22 protein-coding genes and 1 pseudogene are annotated in these 23,868 nt (G+C 65.8%); 15 read left to right on the top strand and 8 right to left on the bottom strand.

From position 1 onward, the window contains the following. The first annotated feature begins 7 nt into the window (after window positions 1-7). From AC1MDG_RS06080 to AC1MDG_RS06065, 4 genes are all read left to right on the top strand, one after another. On the top strand, window positions 8-1,636 hold the full coding sequence (locus AC1MDG_RS06080) for an LCP family protein (RefSeq protein ID WP_479808135.1): 1,629 nt from the start codon (window positions 8-10) through the stop codon (window positions 1,634-1,636). Between the two features lie 116 nt (window positions 1,637-1,752). Continuing rightward, entirely contained in the window at window positions 1,753-3,003 is a 1,251-nt protein-coding gene (gene manA, locus AC1MDG_RS06075; RefSeq protein WP_479808133.1) for a mannose-6-phosphate isomerase, class I, read from the top strand. Window positions 3,004-3,007: 4 nt separating this feature from the next. Beyond that, window positions 3,008-3,955, top strand: a complete 948-nt coding sequence (locus AC1MDG_RS06070; RefSeq protein ID WP_479808131.1) for a lipid II:glycine glycyltransferase FemX — start codon at window positions 3,008-3,010, stop codon at window positions 3,953-3,955. A 192-nt stretch (window positions 3,956-4,147) separates the two neighbouring features. Beyond that, complete coding sequence (locus AC1MDG_RS06065; RefSeq protein ID WP_479808130.1) at window positions 4,148-5,116, top strand: hypothetical protein; 969 nt, start codon at window positions 4,148-4,150, stop codon at window positions 5,114-5,116. Between the two features lie 55 nt (window positions 5,117-5,171). Here AC1MDG_RS06065 and glpX read toward each other — a convergent pair whose 3' ends face one another. Continuing rightward, window positions 5,172-6,194, bottom strand: coding sequence for a class II fructose-bisphosphatase (gene glpX / locus AC1MDG_RS06060; RefSeq protein WP_175417425.1), 1,023 nt, complete (start codon window positions 6,192-6,194; stop codon window positions 5,172-5,174). A 194-nt stretch (window positions 6,195-6,388) separates the two neighbouring features. On the opposite strand from glpX, the gene AC1MDG_RS06055 reads away from it, so the two are divergent. From AC1MDG_RS06055 to AC1MDG_RS06035, 5 genes are all read left to right on the top strand, one after another. Further along, on the top strand, window positions 6,389-7,096 hold the full coding sequence (locus AC1MDG_RS06055) for a DUF4245 domain-containing protein (protein ID WP_479808128.1): 708 nt from the start codon (window positions 6,389-6,391) through the stop codon (window positions 7,094-7,096). A 9-nt stretch (window positions 7,097-7,105) separates the two neighbouring features. Beyond that, window positions 7,106-7,720, top strand: a complete 615-nt coding sequence (locus tag AC1MDG_RS06050) for a carbonic anhydrase (RefSeq protein WP_043479447.1) — start codon at window positions 7,106-7,108, stop codon at window positions 7,718-7,720. 86 nt (window positions 7,721-7,806) lie between these two features. After that, window positions 7,807-9,228 carry a class II fumarate hydratase gene (locus AC1MDG_RS06045; protein ID WP_043479445.1) on the top strand — a complete coding sequence of 474 codons (1,422 nt, stop codon included), beginning with the start codon at window positions 7,807-7,809 and terminating at the stop codon, window positions 9,226-9,228. A gap of 246 nt (window positions 9,229-9,474) precedes the next feature. After that, window positions 9,475-10,146: a TetR/AcrR family transcriptional regulator gene (locus tag AC1MDG_RS06040; protein WP_479808127.1), complete on the top strand. Its 672-nt coding sequence runs from the start codon at window positions 9,475-9,477 to the stop codon at window positions 10,144-10,146. Continuing rightward, entirely contained in the window at window positions 10,143-11,759 is a 1,617-nt protein-coding gene (locus AC1MDG_RS06035; protein ID WP_479808125.1) for an MDR family MFS transporter, read from the top strand. Before AC1MDG_RS06040 ends, AC1MDG_RS06035 begins: the two co-directional genes overlap by 4 nt. Window positions 11,760-11,766: 7 nt before the next feature. On the opposite strand, the gene AC1MDG_RS06030 is transcribed toward AC1MDG_RS06035, so the two are convergent. Together AC1MDG_RS06030 and AC1MDG_RS06025 are read right to left on the bottom strand one after the other, a co-directional pair. Further along, on the bottom strand, window positions 11,767-12,237 hold the full coding sequence (locus AC1MDG_RS06030; protein WP_043479440.1) for an NUDIX hydrolase: 471 nt from the start codon (window positions 12,235-12,237) through the stop codon (window positions 11,767-11,769). A 60-nt stretch (window positions 12,238-12,297) separates the two neighbouring features. Then, window positions 12,298-12,858, bottom strand: a complete 561-nt coding sequence (locus tag AC1MDG_RS06025; protein ID WP_479808124.1) for a prepilin peptidase — start codon at window positions 12,856-12,858, stop codon at window positions 12,298-12,300. 58 nt (window positions 12,859-12,916) lie between these two features. Between AC1MDG_RS06025 and AC1MDG_RS06020 the strand changes: the two genes are divergently transcribed. The 5 genes from AC1MDG_RS06020 (at window position 12,917) to lepB (ending at window position 17,218) form a co-directional block, all read left to right on the top strand. Next, on the top strand, window positions 12,917-13,750 hold the full coding sequence (locus AC1MDG_RS06020) for a hypothetical protein (RefSeq protein WP_479808122.1): 834 nt from the start codon (window positions 12,917-12,919) through the stop codon (window positions 13,748-13,750). 36 nt (window positions 13,751-13,786) lie between these two features. After that, entirely contained in the window at window positions 13,787-14,431 is a 645-nt protein-coding gene (locus AC1MDG_RS06015) for a GNAT family N-acetyltransferase (RefSeq protein ID WP_479808120.1), read from the top strand. A 76-nt stretch (window positions 14,432-14,507) separates the two neighbouring features. After that, entirely contained in the window at window positions 14,508-15,038 is a 531-nt protein-coding gene (locus AC1MDG_RS06010; protein WP_479808119.1) for a hypothetical protein, read from the top strand. 78 nt (window positions 15,039-15,116) lie between these two features. Next, window positions 15,117-16,721, top strand: coding sequence for a multicopper oxidase family protein (locus AC1MDG_RS06005; protein ID WP_479808118.1), 1,605 nt, complete (start codon window positions 15,117-15,119; stop codon window positions 16,719-16,721). An 11-nt stretch (window positions 16,722-16,732) separates the two neighbouring features. Next, on the top strand, window positions 16,733-17,218 hold the full coding sequence (gene lepB, locus AC1MDG_RS06000) for a signal peptidase I (RefSeq protein ID WP_479808116.1): 486 nt from the start codon (window positions 16,733-16,735) through the stop codon (window positions 17,216-17,218). Window positions 17,219-17,284: 66 nt separating this feature from the next. On the opposite strand, the gene AC1MDG_RS05995 is transcribed toward lepB, so the two are convergent. Then, window positions 17,285-18,727 (bottom strand): PhoH family protein, encoded by a 1,443-nt coding sequence (locus tag AC1MDG_RS05995; RefSeq protein ID WP_043479433.1) that lies wholly within the window; start codon window positions 18,725-18,727, stop codon window positions 17,285-17,287. A gap of 277 nt (window positions 18,728-19,004) precedes the next feature. After that, window positions 19,005-19,766: an isoprenyl transferase gene (locus AC1MDG_RS05990; protein WP_043479431.1), complete on the bottom strand. Its 762-nt coding sequence runs from the start codon at window positions 19,764-19,766 to the stop codon at window positions 19,005-19,007. Between the two features lie 212 nt (window positions 19,767-19,978). Between AC1MDG_RS05990 and trhA the strand changes: the two genes are divergently transcribed. Beyond that, window positions 19,979-20,650 (top strand): PAQR family membrane homeostasis protein TrhA, encoded by a 672-nt coding sequence (gene trhA / locus AC1MDG_RS05985; RefSeq protein ID WP_200890963.1) that lies wholly within the window; start codon window positions 19,979-19,981, stop codon window positions 20,648-20,650. A gap of 174 nt (window positions 20,651-20,824) precedes the next feature. Here the strand turns inward: trhA and AC1MDG_RS05980 are convergent. From AC1MDG_RS05980 to AC1MDG_RS05970, 3 genes and pseudogenes are all read right to left on the bottom strand, one after another. Beyond that, window positions 20,825-21,190: pseudogene (locus AC1MDG_RS05980) on the bottom strand (HAD family hydrolase); the annotation flags it as partial. Then, entirely contained in the window at window positions 21,187-23,454 is a 2,268-nt protein-coding gene (locus AC1MDG_RS05975) for a thioredoxin domain-containing protein (RefSeq protein ID WP_479808114.1), read from the bottom strand. The gene AC1MDG_RS05975 and the pseudogene AC1MDG_RS05980, both read right to left, overlap by 4 nt. After that, on the bottom strand, window positions 23,432-23,854 hold the full coding sequence (locus AC1MDG_RS05970; protein WP_479808113.1) for a hypothetical protein: 423 nt from the start codon (window positions 23,852-23,854) through the stop codon (window positions 23,432-23,434). Before AC1MDG_RS05970 ends, AC1MDG_RS05975 begins: the two co-directional genes overlap by 23 nt. Between the last annotated feature and the right edge of the window lie 14 nt (window positions 23,855-23,868).

Here is a 23,868-nt window from a genome sequence, read left to right as displayed (position 1 = left end):
TCAGCAGATGACCACCAGCCACTCCAGCCCCCAGGCGCCGCAACAGGCCCTGACGGACCCGGTCCGCAACCCCGTGAACGCCCCGGCACCGGTCAGGACGAAACGCGCATTCGTCCTCCTCCTGCTGACCCTGTTCGTCCCGGGCAGCGCCCAGATCGTTGCTGGCGACCGCAAACTGGGCAGGATCGCCCTGAGGGTGACGCTCGCCGTCTGGGGACTGGCGCTCGTGGCACTGGTGCTGCTGCTGGCAAACCGAACGCTCCTGATCGGGATCCTCACGAATTCCGTGGCGTCGCTCCTGATCATCGTCATCCTCATCGCCCTCGCAGTGGGCTGGGCCGCGCTCTTCGTCAACACCCTCAGGCTCATCCGGCCTGTCCTGCTGGCACCCGGAATGAGGCCCGTCGTCGGGGTTGCCCTGGTCCTGGCAATGGTGCTCAGCACCGGAACGCTTGGCTACGCCGCGTACGTGCTGAATGTGAGCCGGAACGCGATCGGCAGCATCTTCTCCGCGGGTCCCGCCATCGACCCCGTGGAGGGCCGCTACAACTTCCTGATGATGGGCGGTGACGCGGGAGACGACCGAACGGGCCGGCGACCGGACAGCCTCTCCGTCCTCAGCGTCGACGCCAAGACCGGCCAGACCGCCATCATCTCGGTGCCCCGCAACCTGCAGAACGCGCAGTTCAGCGAGGGCTCCCCCATGCGGCAGATCTACCCGGACGGTTACGACTGCGGCAACGAGTGCCTCATCAACGCGATCAACACCGAGGTGACGAACGAGCACACGGACCTCTATCCCGGGGTGGCCGATCCCGGCGCCCAGGCAACCCTGGAGGCCGTCTCGGGCACGCTCGGCATCACCGTGCAGGCGTATGTCCTTGTAGATATGGATGGCTTTGCCAAGCTCATCGACGCCATGGGCGGCATCAAGATCAAGGCCGGCGGCTGGGTGCCCCTGAGCGGCGACATGGTGGACGAAGCCAACGGAATCCACGGGATGCCCACCGGCTGGATCGCGGCGGGCGACCAGCACCTGGATGGCTATCACGCCCTCTGGTATGGACGCTCCCGCGAATTCGTTGATGACTACGCCCGCATCCAGCGCCAGCAGTGCGTCCAGCAGGCCATGCTCAAGCAGTTGGACCCTGCAACGCTGCTCTCGAAGTTCGAGGACATCGCCAACGCGGGCACCAAGGTGGTTGACTCCAACATCTCCGCGAGCCAGCTCGGCAGCTTCGTGGACCTGGCAATGAAGGCCAAGGGCAAGGAAGTCAGCCGGCTGACTATCGGGCCGCCGGACTTCGACGCCTCCTTCTCCACCGTGCCGGACTTCGACCAGATCCACGACAGGGTCGACCAGCTCCTTGCTGCACAGTCGGCCGGGGCAGCGCCGGATCCTGCCGGGGAGGACAGCATCGTGCAGGCCGGTGCGGCCGCCGGCCCGCTCATGGCAGCCGCACCGGCGGCGCCCCTGACCCAGCCTGCGCCGTCGCCGTCGGACTTCACACCGGTGACCACCACCCCCGACGGCGAGCCCATCACGGAAGAGATGCTGAACCAGTTCAAGCGTGAGGGCAACGAGCAGGCGATCCGGGACCTCGTGGCCACGAACGGCCAGTGCCGCCCGCTCTAGGCTCCCCCGGCCCACCGCCCGACGCCGGCGACGGCGTCGGCATGCATTCGACCGTCAGCACGCATCGACGAATCTGCGGCAGCCGCGCTGCTGCAATGAGAAAAGGACACCTGGCTGTGTACGAAATTGAGAACGTCCTCCGGCCCTATGCCTGGGGCTCCACCACGGCCATTGCGGGCCTGCTGGGCCGGCAGGCCTCGGGCGGCCCGGAAGCGGAGCTGTGGGTCGGCGCCCACCCCGACTCACCGTCGGTGGCATCAGCGGCCGACGGCGGTCCGCTGGCTTTGGATGCGCTCATCAGTTCCGACCCCGGCCATCATCTGGGCAGTGCCAGCGTGGCGGAGTTTGGGCCCCGGCTGCCGTTCCTCCTCAAGGTCCTGGCCGCGGAGAGCCCGCTGTCCCTTCAGGTACACCCGACGCTGGAACAGGCCCGGGCGGGCTTTGCCCGCGAAGAGGCTGCCGGCGTCGACCGTTCCGCCGCGGAACGGAACTACAAGGATGACAACCACAAGCCGGAGATGATCTTCGCCCTGACGCCGTTCGAGGCGCTCTGCGGTTTCCGCCCCGCCGCGTCCTCGCGCGCCCTCTTTGACCACTTGGTGGCGTCCATGCGCGGGATGTCCCTCGAGGTTCCCCAGGTGTTCCTGGACGTCGTGCAGGATCTCTCCGAGCCGGCGGAGCACGACGCGCTGAAAGCGGCGTTCACCAGGCTCATCGGCGGAGGCCACGCTGTTTCGCATGCTGTGCGCGAGCTGGTGGCGGCGCTCAAGGCCGGGCTTCCGATGACCCCCTACCAGACCGAACTCTCCACGGCGGCCAGCCTGCACGGACACTATCCCGGGGATCCCGGGGTCCTCATCTCGCTGCTGCTGAACAGGATTTCGCTGGCTCCGGGAGAGGCGGTCTACCTGCCGGCAGGGAACGTCCACGCATACCTGCACGGTCTCGGCATCGAGGTCATGGCGTCCTCCGACAACGTACTCCGGGGCGGGCTGACGCCGAAGTTCGTTGACGTCCCGGAACTGTTGGCCACCGTCGAGTTCGCGTCGGTGGGCGTGCCGATGCTGGCGGCCGAGACGTCCGGGCTGGGCCAGGAACTGTACCGGCCCCCGTTCCGCGAATTCCAGCTGCAGCGGATCGAACTGGAGCCCGGCGGTGCCCCCGTCCCCGTGGCTCAGTCCGGCGCCGCAGTAATCATCGTGGTGTCCGGCTCCGTGCTGCTGGACTCCCCCAAGGGCGACCTCCACCTGGACCGTGGCGCGAGCGCGTTCCTCCCGGCCGCGGAGGCCCCCGTCAACGTGCACCCGGCAGCCGGCTCAGCCGGGACCGCCGTCGCCTTCGCCGTGACCACTGCGCTGGGGGCCTGAGCTGATGGAGTATTTCCTGCAGACCCCCCAGTGGGCAGACTTCCAGCGTTCCCTTGGCCGCACGGTGCACGAACAGTCGGGACCGGGCTGGAGCTTCCTCGCCGTCGAGGAGAAGAACCCGGCGGGCAAGGTCCTCTATGCCCCGTACGGCCCCGTGGCGGAGTCCCTGGAAGCGTTCGACGCCGCCCTGGCGGCGCTCGTGGCGCTGGCCCGGACGTGCCACGCCGCGTTTGTCCGGATCGAGCCGGTCACGGCCGGATTCGACACGTCCGAGTCCGACAGGGTGCTGCGGAGCCGCGGCCTGCGGCCGGCACCCGTCAACCAGCAGCCGGAACTGAGCTGGATCGTGGACCTGGGCCGGGACTTCAAGGACGTGCTGGCCGCCATGAAACCCGTCAACAGGAACCTCTACCGGAACATCCATAAGAAGGACGTCACGTTCCGGTCGTCGCAGGATCCCGAAGAAATCCGCGTGCTCTTGAATTTCCTCCACATGACGGCCAAAAGGAGCGGGTTCAAGCCGCAGAGCGATGAGTACCTCAGCCAGGTGGCCCGGTCCCTCATGCCTGCGGGCGCGGCCACGCTGTTCATCGCCGAACGCCACGGCGGCCCCATTGCCGCGGCCCTGGCGTACGACTCCGCCGACACCCGCACCTACGCCCACGCCGCCCTGGACGACTCGCACCGGAAGCTCAGCGCCGGCATCCCGCTGCTGGTGACCCTCATGGCGGATGCCAAGGAAAAGGGCCTGAAGCACGTTGACCTCTGGGGCGTGGCACCCGAGGACCAGCCGAACCACAAGTGGGCCGGCTTCACGGCCTTCAAGAAGTCGTTCGGCGGGCGCGAAATCGCCTACCCTGGCACTTGGGACCTTCCCGTGAAGAAACTCCGCTACGGCACCTACCAGATCGCCAGGAAGGCCCGCGAAAAGCTCCGCGCGCTCCGCAACTGACTCGGTTCTCTCCCGCCCCGCGCCTTCCACCCAGCGCGAACGGGCACTTGCGGCCCTCCCACCCAGCGCGAACGGGCACTTGCGGCCCTCTAGACTTGCTGCTTTGGGGCCTCAAGTGTCCGTTCGCGCATCCAGGGGACACCGTCCTGTGGATAACGGCTTTGCCCGGCCCCCGGCGTTGCAGACTGGAGCATGTCCAGAACGTCCCTGCCCAAAGAACTCCTCACAGGATCCTTCACCTCAACGACGGCCAGCGCACTAGGGGTGACGCGGAAGCGGCAGCGGCAATCCGACGTCGTCATCCCCTCCCGCGGTATCCGCCTTCCCCTGCACGGGCCCAGCGGCACGGCAGCAAGCCTCCGAGCGTATACGGACCTGGACGACAAATCGGTCCTGACGCATCAATCGGGCGCGCGGATCTGGGGGTTTGGCCTTCCGCCCTGGATGCAGGAGGACTGGCGGATCCATGTGGCCAGGGACCGTGAGGGCAGCAAGCCCCGCCGCCAGAACGTGGTGGCCCATCGCCTGACGTTCAAGGACGGCGAAGTTGTGGTGCACGACGGCGTTCGGGTCACCTCGCCGGCAAGGACGTGGCTTGACCTTGCCGCTTTACTGTCGGTCGACGAACTGATCGCTGCGGGCGATTCCATCGTTGTGGCGCACGGCGCTGAGTTCCCGCGGCCCAAGGAGGCCCTGTGCACGCTCGAGGAGCTGCGTCGAATGGTTGGCACCCATCCGGGCATGCGGGGCATGAAGACCGCACGCCTGGCACTGCCGGAAATCCGGGTGGGCGCGGATTCGCCTCAGGAGACTGCTATGCGGCTCATTCTGTCGCGTTCGCGCCTGGGCGAACCCGACATCAATTACGTCATCGTCGATGAATGGGCTCAGGCCGCCGTGTGGCCTGACGCTGCGTATCCCAAGGAACGGATCGCCTTGCAGTATGACGGAGCCCACCATGCCGACCAGCTACAAATTCGCAGTGACAGCCGTCGTCGTGCCGTGACCGAACGGCTCGGATGGCGGGAAGTCCGCGTCTTCAAAGAGGATCTCGAAGGAGACAGCCCGTTCGTGATCGAAAAGGTCAAGGCCGTGATGAGGTTCCGTGACCAGCCCCAACGAACAGCGCGAACGGGCACTTGGGGCCCTTTATCGCCATGACTAAGGGGCCGCAAGTGTCCGTTCGCGCTGAATGAAGCGGGGTGAAGCGGAGGGGCTAGCTCTTGCGGGCGTAGCCTTCCCACTTGCTGGCCTGGTGCTCGCCGTCCACGAAGCGGATGGTGCCGGACTTGGACCGCATGACGATCGACTGGGTCAGGACCTTGTCCTTGGAGTAGCGCACACCCTTGAGCAGGTCGCCGTCGGTGATGCCGGTGGCTGCGAAGTAGCAGTTGTCGCTGGAGACGAGGTCGTTCGTGGAAAGCACACGCTCGAGGTCGTGCCCGGCGTCGATGGCCTTCTGCTTCTCGTCATCGCTGGTGGGCCAGAGGCGGCCCTGGATAACGCCGCCGAGGGACTTGATGGCGCACGCGGCGACGATGCCTTCCGGCGTACCGCCGATGCCCATGAGCGCGTCAACTCCGGTACCGGAGCGCGCCGCAGCGATGGCTCCGGCGACGTCGCCGTCCATGATGAACTTCGTCCGGGCACCGGCCTCGCGGATTTCCTCCACGAGGGGACGGTGGCGGTCCCGGTCCAGGATCATGACGTTGAGCTGGTTGACCTTGACACCCTTCGCCTTGGCGATTAAGTGCAGGTTCTGCTTGACGGGAAGTCGCAAGTCGACCATGTCCGCAGCTTCCGGGCCCGTCACGAGCTTCTCCATGTAGAACACGGCGGAGGGATCGAACATGGAGCCGCGTTCGGCGACGGCGAGGACGGCGAGGGCGTTGTTGATTCCCAGTGCGGTCAGGCGGGTTCCGTCGATGGGGTCGACGGCGACATCGCACTCGGGGCCGGTGCCGTCACCGACGTGCTCGCCGTTGAAAAGCATCGGAGCTTCGTCCTTCTCGCCCTCACCGATGACCACAACGCCGTTGAAGTGGACGGTCTGCAGGAAGGAGCGCATGGCGTCGACTGCTGCGCCGTCAGCCTTGTTCTTGTCGCCGAAGCCAACCCAGTGGCCGCCGGCAATGGCCGCGGCTTCGGTGACGCGGACAAGTTCAAGGGCAAGGTTGCGGTCCGGTTCGTCAATGCCTACGGCAAGCGACGGCGAAATCGTGGAGTACTGCTGGGTCATAGGCGCTGGTGACACGTGAACCTCTTCTTCGAGTGGCGATCATTGAACCCGTACGGCCGGTATGAGTCCGTCACGGTGATTCCTCTGCTATTGATCATAGTCGCGGCAGCATCCGCAGGTCATGGGATGACCAGCCCGTGAAACATGGCGTTCCCTCACCGGCTGAACAGCAGGAATGTGAGAACGGCATTCACATGCGCGACTATAGAAGCGTGAGCGAAACGCAGGACAAGTCCACCCCCAACAACCTGACGGCCGGCACGGGCTCCCCCAAGGGCTCCGAGTCGGCCCCTGACGCACCGGTGGTTAAGCCCGTTATCCGCGCCGCTGCGGCAAAAAGGGCCAACGCCTCGGTCATCGGGATGATCATCGCGCTGCTCGTCAGTGTTGCCGCGTTTCTTCCCATCGTCTTGATGAACCCCTCCCCGAAGTCTGAAGGTTACCGCCCGAACGTGGACGTCGGCGCCATAGCCCAAAACGCAGCCGGTGTGGCGGGATTCACACCTGTGGCTCCCCGGACCGGCGACACATTCAGTCCGAATTACGCCCGCTGGGAGTCCGGGACCGGCACGGGCGTGCCAATGTGGGAGGTCGGATACCTTACGCCGAAGGAGTCATTCATCGGTTTGGTCCAGACCGCCCGGGCGAACCCCACGTGGCTGCTGCAGCAGACCAAGAATGCCCCGGTCACCGGAAGCCGCAATGCCGGCGGCCTCGACTGGGAACTCCGCGACACGGGTAAGGGCGAGAAGAGCATGGTCCTCAGCCACAAGGGCACCACCGTCGTCCTCACCGGCACAGCCCAACTTGACGAGTTCGCCGTCCTGGCAGACGCCGTCGTGAAGTCCTTGGAGAGTAACCCGGCCGCTACGGTTTCACCCTCGGCCACATCTTCGCCGTAAAGTGGCTTCGTGGCTACTTACCTGACTCCTGCACTGGCTTGGCGGCGACTGCGCGAAGGAAACGAACGCTTTGTCGCCGGAGAATCCTCCCACCCCAACCAGGACGCATCACGTCGTTCCTCGCTGGTGGAGAACCAGCACCCGTTCGCGGTGATCTTCGGCTGCTCGGATTCACGCCTCGCCGCTGAAATCATCTTCGACCTTGGCCTGGGCGACGCGTTTGTTGTCCGCACAGCCGGCCAGGTCATCGACGACGCCGTCCTGGGGTCGCTGGAGTACAGCATCGGCGTTCTGGGCGTGCCGCTGATCGTGATCCTCGGCCATGACAGTTGCGGCGCAGTCAGCGCCACGAAGGACGCCGTGGAAACGGGCCAGATGCCCATGGGATTCATCCGCGACCTCGTGGAGCGGATCACGCCGTCAGTACTGACCTCGCTGCGCAACAACGAAACTGAGGTCAACGACATGGTGGTGGAGCACGTGAAGCAGACCTCACACCGGCTCGTGGACAGCTCCCGTGTGATTTCGGACGCAATCGAAACCGGACGCGCAGCCGTGATCGGCCTCTCCTACAGCCTCAAGGAGGGCCGCGCCGACCTCGTTTCGGGAATCGGCGAGCTCTAGATCCCCGGCATCCGGGCGGCCCGCGCGGTCCGACGCATGCGGTTCACGGTTTTCGATGGAGCCGCCAACCGCCCTAAGCTAGCCCCATGACTTCCACTGAAGAATTCCGCATTGAACATGACACGATGGGCGAAGTCCGCGTCCCCGTGAACGCCCTGTACCGTGCCCAGACGCAGCGTGCAGTTGAGAACTTCCCCATCTCCGGCAAAACCCTGGAACGTGCACACATCGAGGCCCTCGCCCGGGTCAAGAAGGCTGCCGCCCAGGCCAACGCAGAACTTGGAGTGCTCGACGGCGAGCTGGCCAAGGCGATCGCGGACGCCGCCGATGAGGTAGCCACCGGAAAGTACGACGGCGACTTCCCGATCGACGTTTTCCAGACCGGCTCCGGCACCTCCTCCAACATGAACACCAACGAGGTCATCGCGGAGCTCGCCTCCCGCGCCCTCAAGGCCGCCGGTAGCGACAAGGTTGTCCACCCGAACGACCACGTCAACGCCTCGCAGTCCTCCAACGACGTCTTCCCCACGTCCGTCCACGTGGCCGCAACGTCTGCGCTCATCAACGACCTCATCCCGGCCCTCGGCTATCTGGCCGACTCGCTTGACCGTAAGTCCGTCGAGTTCAAGGACGTCGTCAAGTCCGGCCGCACGCACCTCATGGATGCCACCCCGGTGACCCTGGGCCAGGAGTTCGGCGGCTACGCCGCACAGGTCCGCTACGGCATCGAGCGCATCAACGCTTCGCTCCCCCGCGTGGCCGAAGTTCCCCTCGGCGGCACCGCTGTGGGCACCGGCATCAACACGCCGGCAGGCTTCCCGGAGCGCGTCATCGAACTGCTCGCCACGGACACGGGCCTGCCGCTGACCGAAGCACGCGACCACTTCGAGGCCCAGGCCAACCGAGACGGCCTGATCGAAGCCTCCAGCCAGCTGCGCAACATCGCGATCTCCTTCATGAAGATCAACAACGACCTCCGCTGGATGGGCTCCGGCCCCAACACCGGCCTCGGCGAAATCGCCATCCCGGACCTGCAGCCCGGCTCCTCGATCATGCCGGGCAAGGTCAACCCGGTCATCTGCGAGGCGTCCATCATGGTCTGCGCGCAGGTCATCGGCAACGACACCGCCATTGCCTGGTCCGGCACCAACGGTGCGTTCGAACTGAACGTCGGCATCCCTGTCATGGCCGCCAACCTGCTCGAGTCCGTCCGCCTGCTGGCCAACACCAGCCGCGTCATGGCCGACAAGATGATCGACGGCATCACCGCCAACGTTGAGCGTGCACGCTTCCTCGCCGAGGCCTCGCCCTCCATCGTCACGCCGCTGAACAAGTACATCGGCTACGAGAACGCCGCCAAGATCGCCAAGAAGGCCGTCGCCGAGGGCCTCACCATCCGCGAGACCGTCGTCGCCATGGGCTTCCTGGAGCGCGGCGAACTGACCGAAGAGCAGCTGGACACCGCGCTGGACGTCATGTCCATGACGCGCCCGCCGCACAAGGCATAAGTCGCCACCGCCTCCCTTGCTTCGCTCCGCTCAGCCAGGGAACCCGCGACGGCGGAGGCCCCACTTACGCGCGACGGCGGCCGCCCACCTTCCCAGCGAAGGCGGGCGGCCGCCGTCGTCGTCGTTAAGGCAGTTGTGGCTGAGGCGGCGGGGCCGCAAGTGTCCGTTCGCGCTGTGGTGCGGGGCCGCAAGTGTCCGCTCGCGCCAAAATTGCACTAAATTGAAATTGGTGCAAAACTTCACTTTGTGGATAATAGTGCAATTAGCGACGGCGGCCTGCGTGAACGCAAGCGGGCCGCGACGCGGAGTTCCATCAGCGCCATCGCGCGGTCGCTGACGGCGGAGCGGGGCCTCAACGGCTACACCGTGGAGGAAGTGTGTGACCGGGCGGGCATCTCGCGCCGGACGTTCTTCAACTACTTTCCATCCAAAGAAGACGCAATCCTCGGCCACGTGGACGATGAGCTGCCCGAAGAACTCTTTGCCGACTTCATCCGCGGCGGCGCAGGCTCACCGCCCGGCGACATCTCCGCCACTCTCCTCCAGGACCTCGTGGACCTGTCCCTGAAGATGTCCGAACGCATGAGTTCCTCGGAAGAGGAGACCCGCCAGCTGATCGGCGTCATCAAGAAAGAGCCCCAGCTGATGCTCAAGATCATCGGCGCCACCGAGGAACGCGAAGCCCACTTTGCCCGGGTCCTCGCAGCCCGTGAACGCGTGGACCCGGACCACCCCGTGGTTCGGATGGCCGTTGTTGCCATGGGCAGCATTGCCCGGCACTCCAGCATGGCCTACTTCTCCGAAGGCAACTCCCGGTCCTACCAGGACCTCCTGATGGAAAACATCACATCTGCGCGCCTGCTCTTCTCACAGCCGCTTCAACTCCCTGTACCCTCTTCCGCCGAAGGACGCCCATGAGCACCGCCGTCACCCCCAAGCCGGCAGCCGAGCCGCTGCTGCTCACCCAGAAGCGCATCTGGATCATTTTCTCCGCCCTCATCGCCGGCATGCTGCTCTCCAGCCTGGACCAGACCATCGTCTCCACCGCCATGCCCACCATCGTGGGGAAGCTCGGCGGCGTGGAGCACCAGGCCTGGATCACCACCGCCTACCTGCTGGCCACCACCATCGTGATGCCCATCTACGGCAAGTTCGGCGACGTCCTCGGACGCCGCAACCTGTTCCTCGTGGCCATCGCACTGTTCACGCTCGCCTCGGTGGGCTGCGCGTTCGCCACCGATTTCTGGGGCTTCGTGGTGTTCCGCGCCATCCAGGGCCTGGGCGGCGGCGGGCTGATGATCCTCTCCCAGGCCATCATCGCCGACATCGTGCCCGCCAAGGACCGCGGCAAGTACATGGGCCCGCTGGGTGCCATCTTCGGCCTCTCCGCCGTCGCGGGCCCGCTGCTGGGCGGCTACTTCGTGGACCACCTCACCTGGGAATGGGCCTTCTACATCAACATTCCCATCGGCATTGCGGCCTTCACCATCGCCTGGTTCACGCTGACCCTGCCGAACAAAAAGGCCGAGAAGCGGATCGACATCCTCGGTGTCCTGCTTCTCTCCGCGGCCACCACCTGCCTGATCTTCTTCACCGACTTCGGCGGCAAGAAGGACGAAGGCTGGGATTCGCCAGTGACCTGGGCGTTCGGCGCCGGCCTGGTTGTCGCCGCTGCCGCGTTCGTCATGGTGGAACGCCGGGCCGAGGACCCCATCATCCCGCTGGGCCTGTTCAGGAACCGGATCTTCGTGAATTCCACGGCCATCGGCTTCACCCTGGGGCTGGGCATGTTCGCCGCCATCGCTTTCGTCCCCACGTTCCTGCAGATGTCCTCCGGCACCTCCGCCGCCGAATCCGGGCTGCTGATGCTTCCGATGATGGCGGGCCTCATGGGCATGGCCATCTATTCCGGCATCCGGATCTCCAAGACCGGGAAGTACAAGATGTTCCCCATCATGGGCGCCGCGCTCACCATGGGCGCCATGCTCTGGCTGACCACATTGACCGCAGACACCCCCATCTGGGTCATCTGCGTCCAGCTGTTCGTGTTCGGCGCCGGCCTGGGCTCCATCATGCAGGTGATCGTCCTGGTGGTGCAGAACTCCGTACCCGCCGAGCAGATCGGCACGGCCACCAGCACCAACAACTACTTCCGCGAAGTTGGCGCTTCCCTGGGTGTTGCCGTGTTCGGCTCCATCTTCACCTCACGGCTGGCAGAGGCCCTGACCAATGCCTTCACCGGCGCCGGTGCCTCAGCCGACCAGGCAGCCCAGTCCACCCAGACCCTCGACCCGCAGGCCCTGAGCCGGCTCCCGGAACAACTCCGGGACGCCATTGTGAACGCCTATGCCGACTCTCTGGCGCCGGTGTTCTGGTACCTGCTGCCGTTCTTGGGCATCGCGCTGATCCTCGCGCTGACGCTGAAGCAGATCCCGCTCTCCGACACCGCCGGAATGGTGGCCCGGGGCGAGGCTGTGGGCGGCGAAGAGGCGGAACGGCTGGAGGCCGAGCGCCAGTCCGCATCCGCCTAGCAGGCCGCTAGGGTTCGTAGTGGACAGCGTCCTCGGGCAGTAGCGCCCGTCGGATGCACTCGCGGTCCCCGGGCCGGAGGTCCGGAAGCCCGTCCAGCGGAAACCAGTCCACGGCCAGCGATTCGTCGTCGTTCACGCGCGCTTCGCCGGAGACGTGGCGGCAGCGGAACACAATGTCGAGGAAGTCGCACACATCACCGTTGGGGAAGGTCACCGGCCCCACGACGCCGACTGAAACCATGCGTTCCGTTTCCGCCACGACCGCTGTCTCCTCGAAGATCTCCCGCACGAGTCCCGGGGCCGGATGCTCTCCGGGCTCCAGCATCCCGGAGATCAGCGCCCACCTGCCGTTGTCGGAGCGCTGGCCCAGCAGGACGTGGCCGTCGTCGTTGAATACCACCCCGCGTACCGCGGGAATCCACAACGGATCATGGCCGATTTTTTCGCGGAGCTTGAGGATGAAGTCGGGTGCTGCCATGCCTTCAGCCTAATCGCAGCAACGCTGGCCGAAGGCCGTGCACACTGTCAAGCGCACGCCTCAGCCCGCGGGCAGGAGCAGCATGGCCGCGGCCGTGCCTGCCAGCATAAAGGGGCCGAACGGGATGTCCGATTTAAGGGTGCCGCGGCGGGCAGCCAGCAGGCCCAGGCTCCAGAGGCCGCCCAGGAGGAAGGCGGCGAAGGTCCCGGCGAACACGTGGCCCCAGCCGAGGTAGCCAAGGTACAGTCCCAGCACGCCGGCAAGTTTCACGTCGCCGAATCCCATCCCCGGGGGGTAAACCATGCGCAGGATGAAGTAAAAGAGCCACAGCACCGCTCCCCCGGCCATGATGCGGACCCCCGGGAGTCCGAAGAGCCGCGCGGCGCCGTCGGGCACTGCCCCTGCGTCCGTGCCGGCCACCACGACGGTGGCAACCGCCGCCAGCAGGAGCAATCCGCCCACCGCATAGGACGGAAACACAATCCTGTTGGGCAGCAGGTGGTGCCTGACATCGATGACGGTGAGCCGCACAGCCATCACGCCAAAGTAGGCGCAGGCCGCAAGGACCAGCCAGAAAGCCAGGGGGGTGGATTCCCAAAGTTCGCCCAGTCGTTGGATCACCCTCGGATGCTACTGGATTTTCCCGCCCCGCCGCTGAGCCCGCGCGTAAACTGTGGATATGTCGACATGGGACGCCAGGCGCCAGGGGGAAGCCGGTCAGCAGAGCAAGCCGGCGGACATGGCCATGACGTTCCGCAACCTGTGCCGGTCCTCGCCCTGGAAGTGGCAGAGCCTCCGTTTCGAGTATGTGGACCGCTCCGCGGCGGACCTCCCGAATCTGGACCCCGGAAGCCCGGACGCCCAAAACCCGGACCCCGACAACACGGTGCGTGCGTGGCTGCGCCGGCCCGGCGCCCTCCGCCTGGAGTCTGCGGACGGCGTGGTGCTGCACAGCACCACGGGCATCAATGACTCCAAAGACGGCTTCTATGTCAGCTCCACCAGGAAGTCGTGGCTCCTGCCTCCGCAGCTGGTCACCCCGGTGTACGACGACGGCGGACTGGTCCGGCGCCGCCCGGAGGCCGCGTACGGCGAACCCTGCTTCGGTAACGGCCGCTTTGCCGCCGCGCTGGATCCTGTGGAGCTTGCCGGCAACTCCCCCGTGCCGATCGAGTTCCCCAACCTCAATGCCGTGGAACTCGGCCCCGTCTCCTCCGTGGACCATCAGGGCCGGACTGCCCTGGAGGCGGTGGTGATTCCCAATGCGGCCTACCGGCCTTCGGATCCCGGAGCGCCGCTGTGCCGGCCGGGACGGAACCTGATGAGGATCGACGTAGGCACCGGAGTCTGCGTCTCTAGCCGGTCGCTGGAGAACGATTCGCCGGGTTTTGGCCACTGCATCCGGATCCTGGCCGTGGACGAGTACATGCTCGATGACCTGTTCCTGGCCGAATCCATGAACCTGACCGACGTCCGCCGCCACATCACCTGGGACATCACCCGAGGCGCGTGACTGGCTGCGCGCCGGTACCACCGCTAAGCTTCCCGGATGACTGAGCCCGCCTCCTACTGGCCCCCGTTCGCCCTCACGCTGACCACGCCCCGCCTCACCCTCCGGCCCATCCGCGACGAGGAGATTCCGGCTGCGGTGCAGGCTGCAGCCTCGGGCGTCAGCGAACCGGGCCGCAGCCCCTTCAGCACCCCGTGGAATGAGTTCTCCGCCGAGGACCTCGGACCGAACATGGCGCAGTGGTACTGGCGCTGCCGCGGGAACATGTCGCCGCAGGAGTGGATTCTCCTGCTCAGCATCTGGCACGACGGCGAGTTCATCGGTTGCCAGGACATCGGGGCCAAGGATTTCGCGACCCTCAGGACGGTCTCCACGGGCTCCTGGCTCACGAAATCGGCACAGGGCCGCGGCTTGGGCAAGGAGATGCGGGCCGCCGTCGTCTGCTATGCCTTCGACCACCTGAAAGCGGACGTCGCCGAGTCAGAGGCCGCCGCCTGGAACGAGAAGTCCCTGGGCGTCTCCCGTTCCCTCGGCTACGAGCTGAACGGCATCACCCGGGCCTCCTGGGGCGGCACAATGCAGGAAGTCCAAAAGGTCCGCGTCACCCCGCCAACGTTCAAACGCCCCGACTGGACTCTGAAAGTGGAAGGCCACGAATCGACGGCCAAGTTCCTGGGGCTCTGAGGCGGAACCAGCTACAGCGATTCCGCCTCCCCGACGGGCCAAGGCTTTCCCAAGCCTGCCGGGCTTGAATGGCGACATGACCAAGACGGTAATCGAGGCCCGTGCCCAGGCTCCAGAGACCAGGGCACGGCGGATGCTCATTCCCGCTGCCCTCCTATGCTCCATTGGTATTGCCTTGGCGTACCTATTCCTGACGGCGACACCGCTCCCGAGTGTTCCTCTCGGTGCCGCGGCGTCCATCCCCGGCGGCATGGCAAGCATCAGCGGCATAGTTCCGTTGGAGGTCGACGACTGGGAACCACCGGGGGACGATGACTTCCTCGACGCCAGTCCGCCGGCAGGGAGCCACCGCGTGAAGATCATAGTGCGGATCACGGCCCTGGAAGTGGACGGTGTCCAATTCCAGGCCAGCGATTTCACGGTGACCGGCCTCGGTTCCGCCGGCGTGGATCCGGTGTGGAGTTCAATTGGGACAGCCCGGCTGGGCCAAGGCGAATCCGTGGCCGAGACCCTCGTATTCGAAGTGCCGGACAAAGCTGTAGCGCTGGTCCTGGAAGGACCGGGAGACGCACGGCTGTCCTTGGGCCTGGCTCATCACACGGGCTAGGTAGCACCGAAGGTTTTCCCAAGCTCGGTGGGTCACTCTAACGGAAACACGAAGGCGGCATAGAGAAAGCTGACTATCATGGCCATTTCACGGCGGCAGGCACTCATTCTTGGCGGAATTGGAATCGTTGGGGCAGGCATTGTGACGGTCCCCATTTCGGGCGTCAGCGCCAAATCTGCCAGCAAGCTCAGTGACAGCGATATGCCGCGGCCTTACAGGACGCCGCTGACGCTTGCCCCTCCGCTCTCTTTCCAAACGACCGTTGACGCCAACGGCGTCAAAACGCAGCACTACACCCTGACGCAACGGCTGGCCACCGCGCAAATCCTCACCCGACTGCGCACGCCAATCCTGGGCTACAACGGTATCTTCCCCGGGCCCACTATCCGCATTGACAAAGACACCCGGGCGGTCGTCCATCTCAGGAACCAGCTGCCGGCCAAGCACCCAAAGCTGGGCTACGCACTCCCGACATCAACCCACTTGCATGGCTCTGCCTCGCTTCCCCAGTTCGACGGCTACGCCAATGACCTCACGCTGCCGGGTTTCTACAAGGACTATCAGTATCCTAACTTCCAGCCGGCCAGATCGCTCTGGTATCACGACCACTCGGTGCACTTCACCGCTCAGAACGTCTATTCGGGGCTCGCCGGCCAGTACCTCATCTCCGATCCGGTAGAGAAGGGCCTGCTCCCCCAGGGCACCTTTGACGTTCCGCTGACGGTAAGCGACGCCATGTTCGCGGCTGATGGCACCCTGGGGTTCGACGACCGCCAGCACTCAGGCCTTTGGGGCGACGTCATTCTGGTTAACGGAAAGCCCTGGCCCGTAATGAAGGTTCAGAGGAGGATCTACCGTTTCCGGATCCTCAATGCCTCGGTCTCGCGTTCCTACCGCTTCACGCTTAGTACCGGCGACCCGGTCACTGTGGTGGCCACCGATGCCGGCCTGATGCCCGCGGCACAGACGGTCGGGTCCTGGCGCCACGCAGGTGCCGAACGGTACGAGGTCCTCATAGATTTCCGCAAGTACGCCGCAGGAACGCGGGTAGAGCTCCGGAACCTCTCCAACGACAACAACCGGGATTTCGACAACACCGGCAAGATCATGGCGTTCGACGTCGTTGCCGATGCCGTCAACACTGCCGATCCCACCTGGAACCGGATTCCGAGCACGCTTGCATCGAGCCATCCGATGGACCTCACCTCCGCAGCTGCAACCAAAACACGCAAGTTCAGGATCAAGCACGATGACGTTACGAACATCTGGACCATTGACGATCTGACCTGGGAGGAAGTCATCGCGAGCGGTTTCAAGCGGGTGATGGCCGATCCCGCGCTGGACACAGTGGAAATCTGGGAACTCCAGAACAGCTCCGATGGCTGGTTTCACCCCATGCATTTGCACCTCGTGGACTTCCAAGTCCTCAGCCGCAACGGACAGCCTCCGTTCCCCTACGAAAAGGGCCCAAAGGACGTCGTGTATGTCGGGGAACGGGAAACTGTCAGGTTGCTGGTTCACTTCGGACCGCACCGGGGCCGCTATATGGTCCATTGCCATAACCTCACCCACGAGGACCACGCCATGATGCTGCAGTTCAGGGTGGGGCTGGGTCCCGACGAGGCCGATCCCAATGATCCGATCACGTCCTCGCCGGCGCTCTGGGATCCGGTTCAGGGCTAGGCGCGGTAAGGATGAACGGGCGGACGCTGGCCGGGGCCGGAGCATGCCTCGGGGTGCTGCTGGCGGCCCGTCTCTGGGTCCTCGAACCGGTCATGGTGAGCTCAGACAGCATGGAGCCCACTGTCAAGGCCGGTAGCCTGGTCTGGCTGAACAAGGCCGCCCCCCGCTTCGGCGGATTTCACACCGGGCAGCTGGTCATGTTCAGCCGGCCGGACGACGACCAGATGCCCAACGACGGCATGCTGCTCAAACGCGTCGTGGCGCTCGAAGGGCAGGAGGTCTCTATGCGCGACGGCGTCCTGTTCGTGGACGGGACGCCTGCTACGGAACGGTTCGTGGACCAACGGACGATAGATGGTGTCTTCTTCGGGACCGTGACAGTTCCCGCGGACCACCTCTTCGTGTTGGGTGACAACCGCGAAACGTCAATCGACTCCCGTCACATCGGCGCAATCCCCGCCTCAGACGTCCTGGGGACGGTAGTGGGAGCCGGATGATCGAATGCGACGGCGAAGGGCCGTGGCCGGGCGAACCCGGCCACGGCCCTTCAGTAGTACAGAGGCCTAGATTTCAGCCCCCTCGAGCAGTTCGGTGACTAGGGCCGCGATCGGCGAGCGCTCGGAGCGGGTGAGGGTGATGTGCCCGAAGAGCGGGTGTCCCTTGAGGGTTTCGACGACGGCGGCCACGCCGTCGTGCCGGCCGACCCGCAGGTTGTCGCGCTGGGCGACGTCGTGGGTCAGGACGATCTTCGAGTTCTGGCCGATCCGGCTCATCACTGTGAGGAGGACGTTCTTTTCCAGGGACTGGGCCTCGTCGACGATCACGAACGCGTCATGGAGCGAGCGGCCGCGGATGTGGGTCAGCGGCATGACTTCCAGCATGCCGCGGTCCATGACTTCCTCCACGACTTCCTGGCTGACGAGGGCCCCGAGAGTGTCAAAGACGGCCTGCGCCCAGGGGTTCATTTTCTCCGACTCGGATCCGGGCAGGTAGCCGAGCTCCTGGCCGCCCACCGCGTAGAGGGGACGGAAGACGATCACCTTGCGGTGTTCGCGGCGTTCCAGCACGGCTTCGAGGCCGGCACACAGTGCCAGTGCCGACTTTCCGGTGCCGGCCCGGCCGCCGATCGATACGATGCCCACGGAGGGATCCATCAGCATGTCGATGGCCAGCCGCTGTTCCGCGGAACGGCCGTGCAGTCCGAAGACGTCACGGTCGCCTTTCACCAGCCGGACCTGTTTGTCCGCGCCCACCCGGCCCAGGGCCGAACCACGGTTCGAGAGCAGCACCAGTCCGGTGTTGACGGGCATCTCTGCCGCGGCCGGGATGAAAACGGGTTCGTGGCCGTAGAGCGTGGAGACGTCCTCCTCGCTGGCTTCAACCTCTGCCATCCCGGTCCAGCCGGAGTCCTTCACCAGTTCGTTGCGGTACTCGTCGGCGAGCAGTCCCATGGCTGAGGCCTTGACGCGCATTGGCAGGTCCTTGGACACCACCGTGACGTTGCGGCCCTCGTTGGCAAGGCTCTTCGCGACGGCGAGGATGCGGCTGTCGTTGTCCCCTCCGCGGAATCCCGCGGGGAGCACCTCGGGGGAAATGTGGTTCATCTCCACCATGAGGGTGCCGCCGTCGTCGCCCAGCGGGATCGGCCGGTCGAGGCCGCCGTGCTGGACCCGGAGGTCGTCCAGGAGCCGCAGAGCCTTGCGGGCGAAGTACCCCAGCTCGGGGTCGTGCCTCTTGCCTTCAAGCTCGGTGATGACCACGATCGGCACAATGACTTCGTGCTCCGCGAACCGCAGCAGGGCGCGGGGGTCTGAGAGCAACACCGAGGTGTCGATGACGAAGCTCCACACGGTGTCGTCAGTCGCGGCGCTTTCGCCGGATACAGCAAGACCGGCCGCAGCGTCATAATTCGCTGCACCGGTCTGTGAGGTTGCTCGCTTGGCGCGAGAGGTAGCTTTCTCTCCCTGGTCGGAAATGACGTCGGGCAGTTGTTCAGAAATAGCCACATCGACTCCAGCCCCGGGGCGCACGCCCGGATATTTTATAGGTGAGGCGGATCGGCCACGAGGCCGGTTCCGGCCTCCCATACATCCGGTGCGAAAATACGCTCCATGTACTGGCCTCCCCGATTAGCCGGCAGTGTGCCTGCTAATGAACTCAACGTAATTCCCCGCGGGTTTGTTTCCCAAACTATTTCCCGGCGATTCTTGTTGCGATCACGTGAACTCCGTGTGAACCGCCCGCGGGGGGATGCCCCGGGCACCGGATGTCAGGGGCCAGGCGTCAGGAGCCGAAGCGCCGCTGCCGGCCCGCATAGTCGCGCAGCGCCCGCAGGAAGTCCACTTTGCGGAAGGCGGGCCAGAGGGCCTCGCAGAAGTAGAACTCGCTGTAAGCGCTCTGCCACATCAGGAACCCGGACAGCCGCTGCTCCCCGGACGTGCGGATCACCAGGTCCGGGTCCGGCTGGCCCCGGGTGTAAAGGAAGCGCGAGATGTCGTCGACGGTGAGTTCATCCGCGAGCTTGCCGATGTCCTTGCCCCGGGCCACTGCGTCATGAAGGAGTTCCCGGACCGCGTCCACGATTTCGCGGCGTCCTCCGTAGCCCACAGCGACGTTGACGTGGAGTTTTTCATGGGCCGGCGTTCGGGCCGTGAGCTTGTTGAGCCGTTCGGCCAGATAGTCGGGCAGCAATTCCGGGGCGCCCATGGCGTGCACCGAGATGTCTGCGTCCTCGTCCAGCCGGTCAAGCGTGTTGGCAATGATCCCCATCAGCAGGTCCAGCTCTTCGCCGGAGCGGCTCATGTTGTCCGTGGAGAGCATGTAGAGCGTGACCACTTTGATGCCAAGTTCCTGGCACCAGCCGAGGAACTCATGGATTTTGTCCGCTCCGGCCTGGTGCCCCTGGCTGGTGGGGGCGTTGAACTGCTTGGCCCAGCGGCGGTTGCCGTCCACCATCACGCCGATGTGTTTGGGGATGCGGTCCTTGTCCAGCGAGCGCAGGAGCTTGCGTTCATAGAAGCCATAGAGGATCCCGGGCAACTCCATCCGGAGACTCACCTGACTTCCTTGATGTATGACGGCAGTGCATTCCTAGGCTACCCGCCCGCAGCGGCGGCACGGTGCACGAGGCCTTCGCAATTCCGCCTCCACATTGTTACTCATGAGTAACTTACTGAAACGTAGTTTATTCTTGAGCCATGGAACGCAACACTCCCCACCCCGGCGCGGGAGCAGGCCGCGGCCGGAAATCAGGCCCGATGGACGACGCGGCAGTCCGCATCGCAGAGCTTCTGATGATCAAGCCAAAATGGCGGGGCTGGATCCACACCGTCACCGCCCCCCTGGCGTTCGCTGCCGGGCTCGCCCTGGTCCTGTTGGCCCCCACCACGGACCTGAAAATCGCGTCAGCCGTCTATGCCGTCACCGGAGTGCTGCTGTTCGGTGTCAGCGCCGTGTACCACCGCGGGAACTGGTCGCCGGGCGTCAAGATCGTGCTGAAGCGGCTCGACCACACGAACATCATGCTGGTGATCGCAGGCAGCTACACGCCGCTGGCGTGGGCCCTGCTGGAACGGCCCAAGGCCGTAGTACTGCTGTGGGTCATCTGGTCCGGCGCCATCCTGGGCGTGCTGTTCCGGCTGCTCTGGACCCATGCGCCCCGCTGGCTTTACGTTCCCATCTACATTGCGCTGGGCTGCGGAGCACTGTTCTACCTGCCGGACTTTTTCGCGGCCAACATCGCCTCCGCGGTCCTGATTTGCGTGGGCGGCGCCCTGTACATCGCCGGCGCCGTCTTCTACGCGCTCAAGAAGCCGAACTTCAGCTACCAGCACTTTGGCTTCCATGAGCTGTTCCATGCCTTCACCGTGTTCGCTTTCGCCGCACACTTCATCGCCATTGCCATCGCGGTCCTTGGCAGGAGTGCGTAGGGCCTTCCCGCGGCGATGAGGTCCGGGAGTTCCCCCATGTGCCGGAACACCGTGGTGCCCGGGCCCGCCAGCCTCGCCGCCGGCGTGACTCCCCCGCCATAGGAAGATCCGTCCTTCAAACTGGGGCAGCAGCCCCGTCTGCCCCAGCGTCCGCTGCATCTTGGCGTGCGTGCCGCTGGACGCGACGCAGTGCGGGAGCGGAAGCCGGGCCAATACGTCCGCGATGCCGTCCACCGCCACCAGGCCCCGTTCGAAGGCCGTGCGGTACCACTGCTGATACTCCTCTTCCCAGTCCGCATCCAGCCGGATGCCAAGGTGCCGTTCAATCTCGGCAACGAAGTGCGCCTCGGACTTGCCCACGAAGCGTTCCACGATCTCGTCGAGGCCTAGCTCCCAGCCAAGGTCCGCGAGCACACGCTGGTCCACCCTGATGGCAATGGACTCGGAATCGACCAGAACGCCGTCACAGTCAAAAATGACCAATTCAAAGGAGCCAGGGCCCCGGAAACCCCGGGAGGCCGGGTGCGGCACAGGAGTCATCGGGTCATCATAGCCAGTCGGTCCAGCAGTTCAGCCACGGAACCTACCGGCCGTTCGCACACCATCCCGCGGCACAGGTACACCTGCGGTGAGCCGTCCGGCGCCGCCGCCCTGCCCTCCAGCAGGGGCACCGCAGGTGCCGCACCACCGTCCGCCGGGATCCCGGCGTCGGACGCCACAGCAACCACCAGCCCGGGACTGGCGGACAGCATCAGGGCGTGGTGGAGTGCAGCGCGCGCCGCACCGTCAGGTCCGACGACGGCCGCCTCCACCGGTCCTGCCAGCGCAGCCTGTGCCGTGGCCAGGAGCCAGCCGGCTGCCCGGGGCGCGCGGGTTGCCAGGGCAGGCAGCAGCGAAAGTATGTTGCCGGCCATGATCCGGTGGTCGGCGGAACCGGAAAGCGCGGCATAGCCCAGGAGCGCCCCGGCGAACGCGGCCGCACCGCTGGGTGTGGCGTTGTCGAAGGGTTCCAGGCCGGCCCGCTGCCCCTGGGCGTTGAACACCTGGGACGACTCACCGGCTGTGTCCACCAGCGTTCCGTCTACCGCGAACCGCAGGCGGGCGGCCTGCAGGATGTCTTCGGCGAGGCGGTACCACCGCTCACTGCCTGTCACTCCGTAAAGGGTCAGGAGCCCGTCAGCGCAGAAGGCGTAATCTTCGAGCAGGCCGCCAATCCCCCTGGCGCGGCCGGCATGCGACACACGGACCAAGGTGCCGGGTTCCGTCCCCGGGTCCCCGGCGCGCGGAGGCTGCCAGTGGACCCGTTCCAGGTAGGCGGCGGTTTGCTCGGCAGCAGCCACGAGCTCGGGCCGGTCCAGGACCGCACCTGCTTCAGCCAGCGCGGCGACAGCCAGCCCGTTCCAGCCGGCCACCACCTTGTCGTCCCTGGCGGGCTGGGGACGCGCTGAACGCACAGCCAGCAGGCGCGGCCGCACCCGGTCCCACAGGAGCTGTTCGGCGTCGTCGGGCCGCCGCCCCGGATGGAACGGGGAAGCCGCCGAGGTCACGGTGCCCTCTGCACGGACATTCATCAGCCGTGCCACGGCGGGCCCGTCGTCCGGCCCCAGGACGTCCAGCAGCTCGTCGGGAGTCCACAGGTAGCTGGCGCCTTCGAGGTGCTTGCCGTCCACCACAGTGTCCGCGTCCAGCGACGAGGCGAACGCCTCAACCTGCCCTGCCTCCGGGCCCCCGTCCGTCCCCTCGTCAGAGCCGGCCGCGTGACCGGCCAGGCCCAGCGACGCGATCATCCAGTCCGCCGTGCGGGACGCAACATCCGCGGATTCCCCGGCGCTGTACACAGCATCGCCGCCGAGCCGGACCCAATGCACGTAGGTTCGAAGCAGCTGGGCGTTGTCGTAAAGCATCTTCTCAAAGTGCGGCACGGACCAGTCGCGCGTCACGGAATACCGGGCAAATCCGCCGTCCAGCTGGTCGAACAGCGCGGAGCGGGCCATCGCTGCCAGCGTCCGGGCCGCCATGTCCCTGGCGGCGTCGGCGGTTTCCGACTCAACCGCGGCGTGCCGGAGCAGGAATTCCAGCACGGGCGACGGCGGGAATTTCGGTGCGGTGCCGAATCCGCCGTCGTGCGGGTCCTCGGAGCGGGCTAAAACACGAACTGCCTCGGAGAGCAGACCGGCGTCCAGCGGGTCCGGCGGCCCGGTCAGCTGAACGGCGGCGGCAAGCTGCGTTTCGGCCATCCCCCGGGCCAGCATCCCGGCGTTGCGTTCCACGCCCTCCCGCCGTTCCACCCACGCGTCGCGGACCGCTTCGAGAACCTGGCGGAAGGAGGGCCTGCCGGGCATGGGCCGCGGCGGAAAGTACGTGCCGGCGTGGAAGGCGCGCCCGTCCGGCATCAGGAAGACCGACATCGGCCAGCCACCCTCGCCGCTGATTGCCTGGGTTGCGGCCATGTAGACGGCGTCCACATCCGGACGCTCTTCCCTGTCCACCTTGATGGACACAAAGTTGGCATTCAGGAAGTCCGCAGTTTCCTGGTCTTCGAACGATTCGTGTGCCATCACGTGGCACCAGTGGCAGGCGGCGTAGCCAATGGAGAGGAACACCGGAACGTCCCGCTGCGCGGCGAAACCGAACGCTTCATCGCCGAAGGGACGCCAGTGGACCGGATTGTCCGCGTGCTGCCGCAGGTAGGCAGACGGCTCGCCGGCCAGCGCGTTGGCTGCTCCGGGCCGGACTGCGTCGGGCCCGGCTCCGCCGGTCACGCCGCTGCCGGGGCCGCCGTTAGCGCTGTCCGCGGCCTTCATCACCGTTGTGTTCCGTCCGGAGATCGCTGCTGCTCTGGCGGCCGCCGCGGGTCCCGGGCTGGTGCGTGCCGGAATCCTCGGCGTCCGGAATCTGCGTACCCGATATCTGTGTGCCCGAAACCTGTGTGCCCGGAGCACCGGTTCCGGGCACGTCCTGCATGCCCTGATTTTCGGCGGCCAGGGCTGCCAGGCGTTCTTCCTCCACCTGGGCCCGGTAGCGGACCCTGCGGATGCGCCGCACCATGTCCACGATCAGCAGCGTGGTGGCCAGCACGAAGAATGCGGTCATGATGAAGCCCCACATGCCCGGAGTCACCTGGTCTTCGGAGAGGCCCGGGCGCAGGGACGGGGTGGGGCTGGGCGCCGGGGTCGTCGCGAGGGCAATGAGCAAGTGATGCACGGTTAAACCTTCTG

The sequence above is a fragment of the Arthrobacter sp. AIWTK1 genome, from assembly GCF_056680535.1.
The sequence above is the reverse complement of the archived record's forward strand: the minus strand, read 5'-3'. Positions and strand labels throughout refer to the sequence as shown.

Bases quoted from the DNA above. Each gene is read 5' to 3' on its own strand.
- AC1MDG_RS06015 (WP_479808120.1), top strand. From the start codon at position 13,787: ATGACTGAGCCCGCCTCCTACTGGCCCCCGTTCGCCCTCACGCTGACC.
- AC1MDG_RS05990 (WP_043479431.1), bottom strand. From the start codon at position 19,766: ATGGAGTTGCCCGGGATCCTCTATGGCTTCTATGAACGCAAGCTCCTG.
- AC1MDG_RS06065 (WP_479808130.1), top strand. From the start codon at position 4,148: ATGTCCAGAACGTCCCTGCCCAAAGAACTCCTCACAGGATCCTTCACC.
- AC1MDG_RS06070 (WP_479808131.1), top strand. From the start codon at position 3,008: ATGGAGTATTTCCTGCAGACCCCCCAGTGGGCAGACTTCCAGCGTTCC.
- AC1MDG_RS06010 (WP_479808119.1), top strand. From the start codon at position 14,508: ATGACCAAGACGGTAATCGAGGCCCGTGCCCAGGCTCCAGAGACCAGG.
- lepB (WP_479808116.1), top strand. From the start codon at position 16,733: ATGAACGGGCGGACGCTGGCCGGGGCCGGAGCATGCCTCGGGGTGCTG.
- trhA (WP_200890963.1), top strand. From the start codon at position 19,979: ATGGACGACGCGGCAGTCCGCATCGCAGAGCTTCTGATGATCAAGCCA.
- AC1MDG_RS06005 (WP_479808118.1), top strand. From the start codon at position 15,117: ATGGCCATTTCACGGCGGCAGGCACTCATTCTTGGCGGAATTGGAATC.
- glpX (WP_175417425.1), bottom strand. From the start codon at position 6,194: ATGACCCAGCAGTACTCCACGATTTCGCCGTCGCTTGCCGTAGGCATT.
- AC1MDG_RS06030 (WP_043479440.1), bottom strand. From the start codon at position 12,237: ATGGCAGCACCCGACTTCATCCTCAAGCTCCGCGAAAAAATCGGCCAT.
- AC1MDG_RS05975 (WP_479808114.1), bottom strand. From the start codon at position 23,454: ATGAAGGCCGCGGACAGCGCTAACGGCGGCCCCGGCAGCGGCGTGACC.
- AC1MDG_RS06020 (WP_479808122.1), top strand. From the start codon at position 12,917: ATGTCGACATGGGACGCCAGGCGCCAGGGGGAAGCCGGTCAGCAGAGC.
- AC1MDG_RS06035 (WP_479808125.1), top strand. From the start codon at position 10,143: ATGAGCACCGCCGTCACCCCCAAGCCGGCAGCCGAGCCGCTGCTGCTC.
- AC1MDG_RS06055 (WP_479808128.1), top strand. From the start codon at position 6,389: ATGCGCGACTATAGAAGCGTGAGCGAAACGCAGGACAAGTCCACCCCC.
- AC1MDG_RS06080 (WP_479808135.1), top strand. From the start codon at position 8: ATGACCACCAGCCACTCCAGCCCCCAGGCGCCGCAACAGGCCCTGACG.
- AC1MDG_RS06045 (WP_043479445.1), top strand. From the start codon at position 7,807: ATGACTTCCACTGAAGAATTCCGCATTGAACATGACACGATGGGCGAA.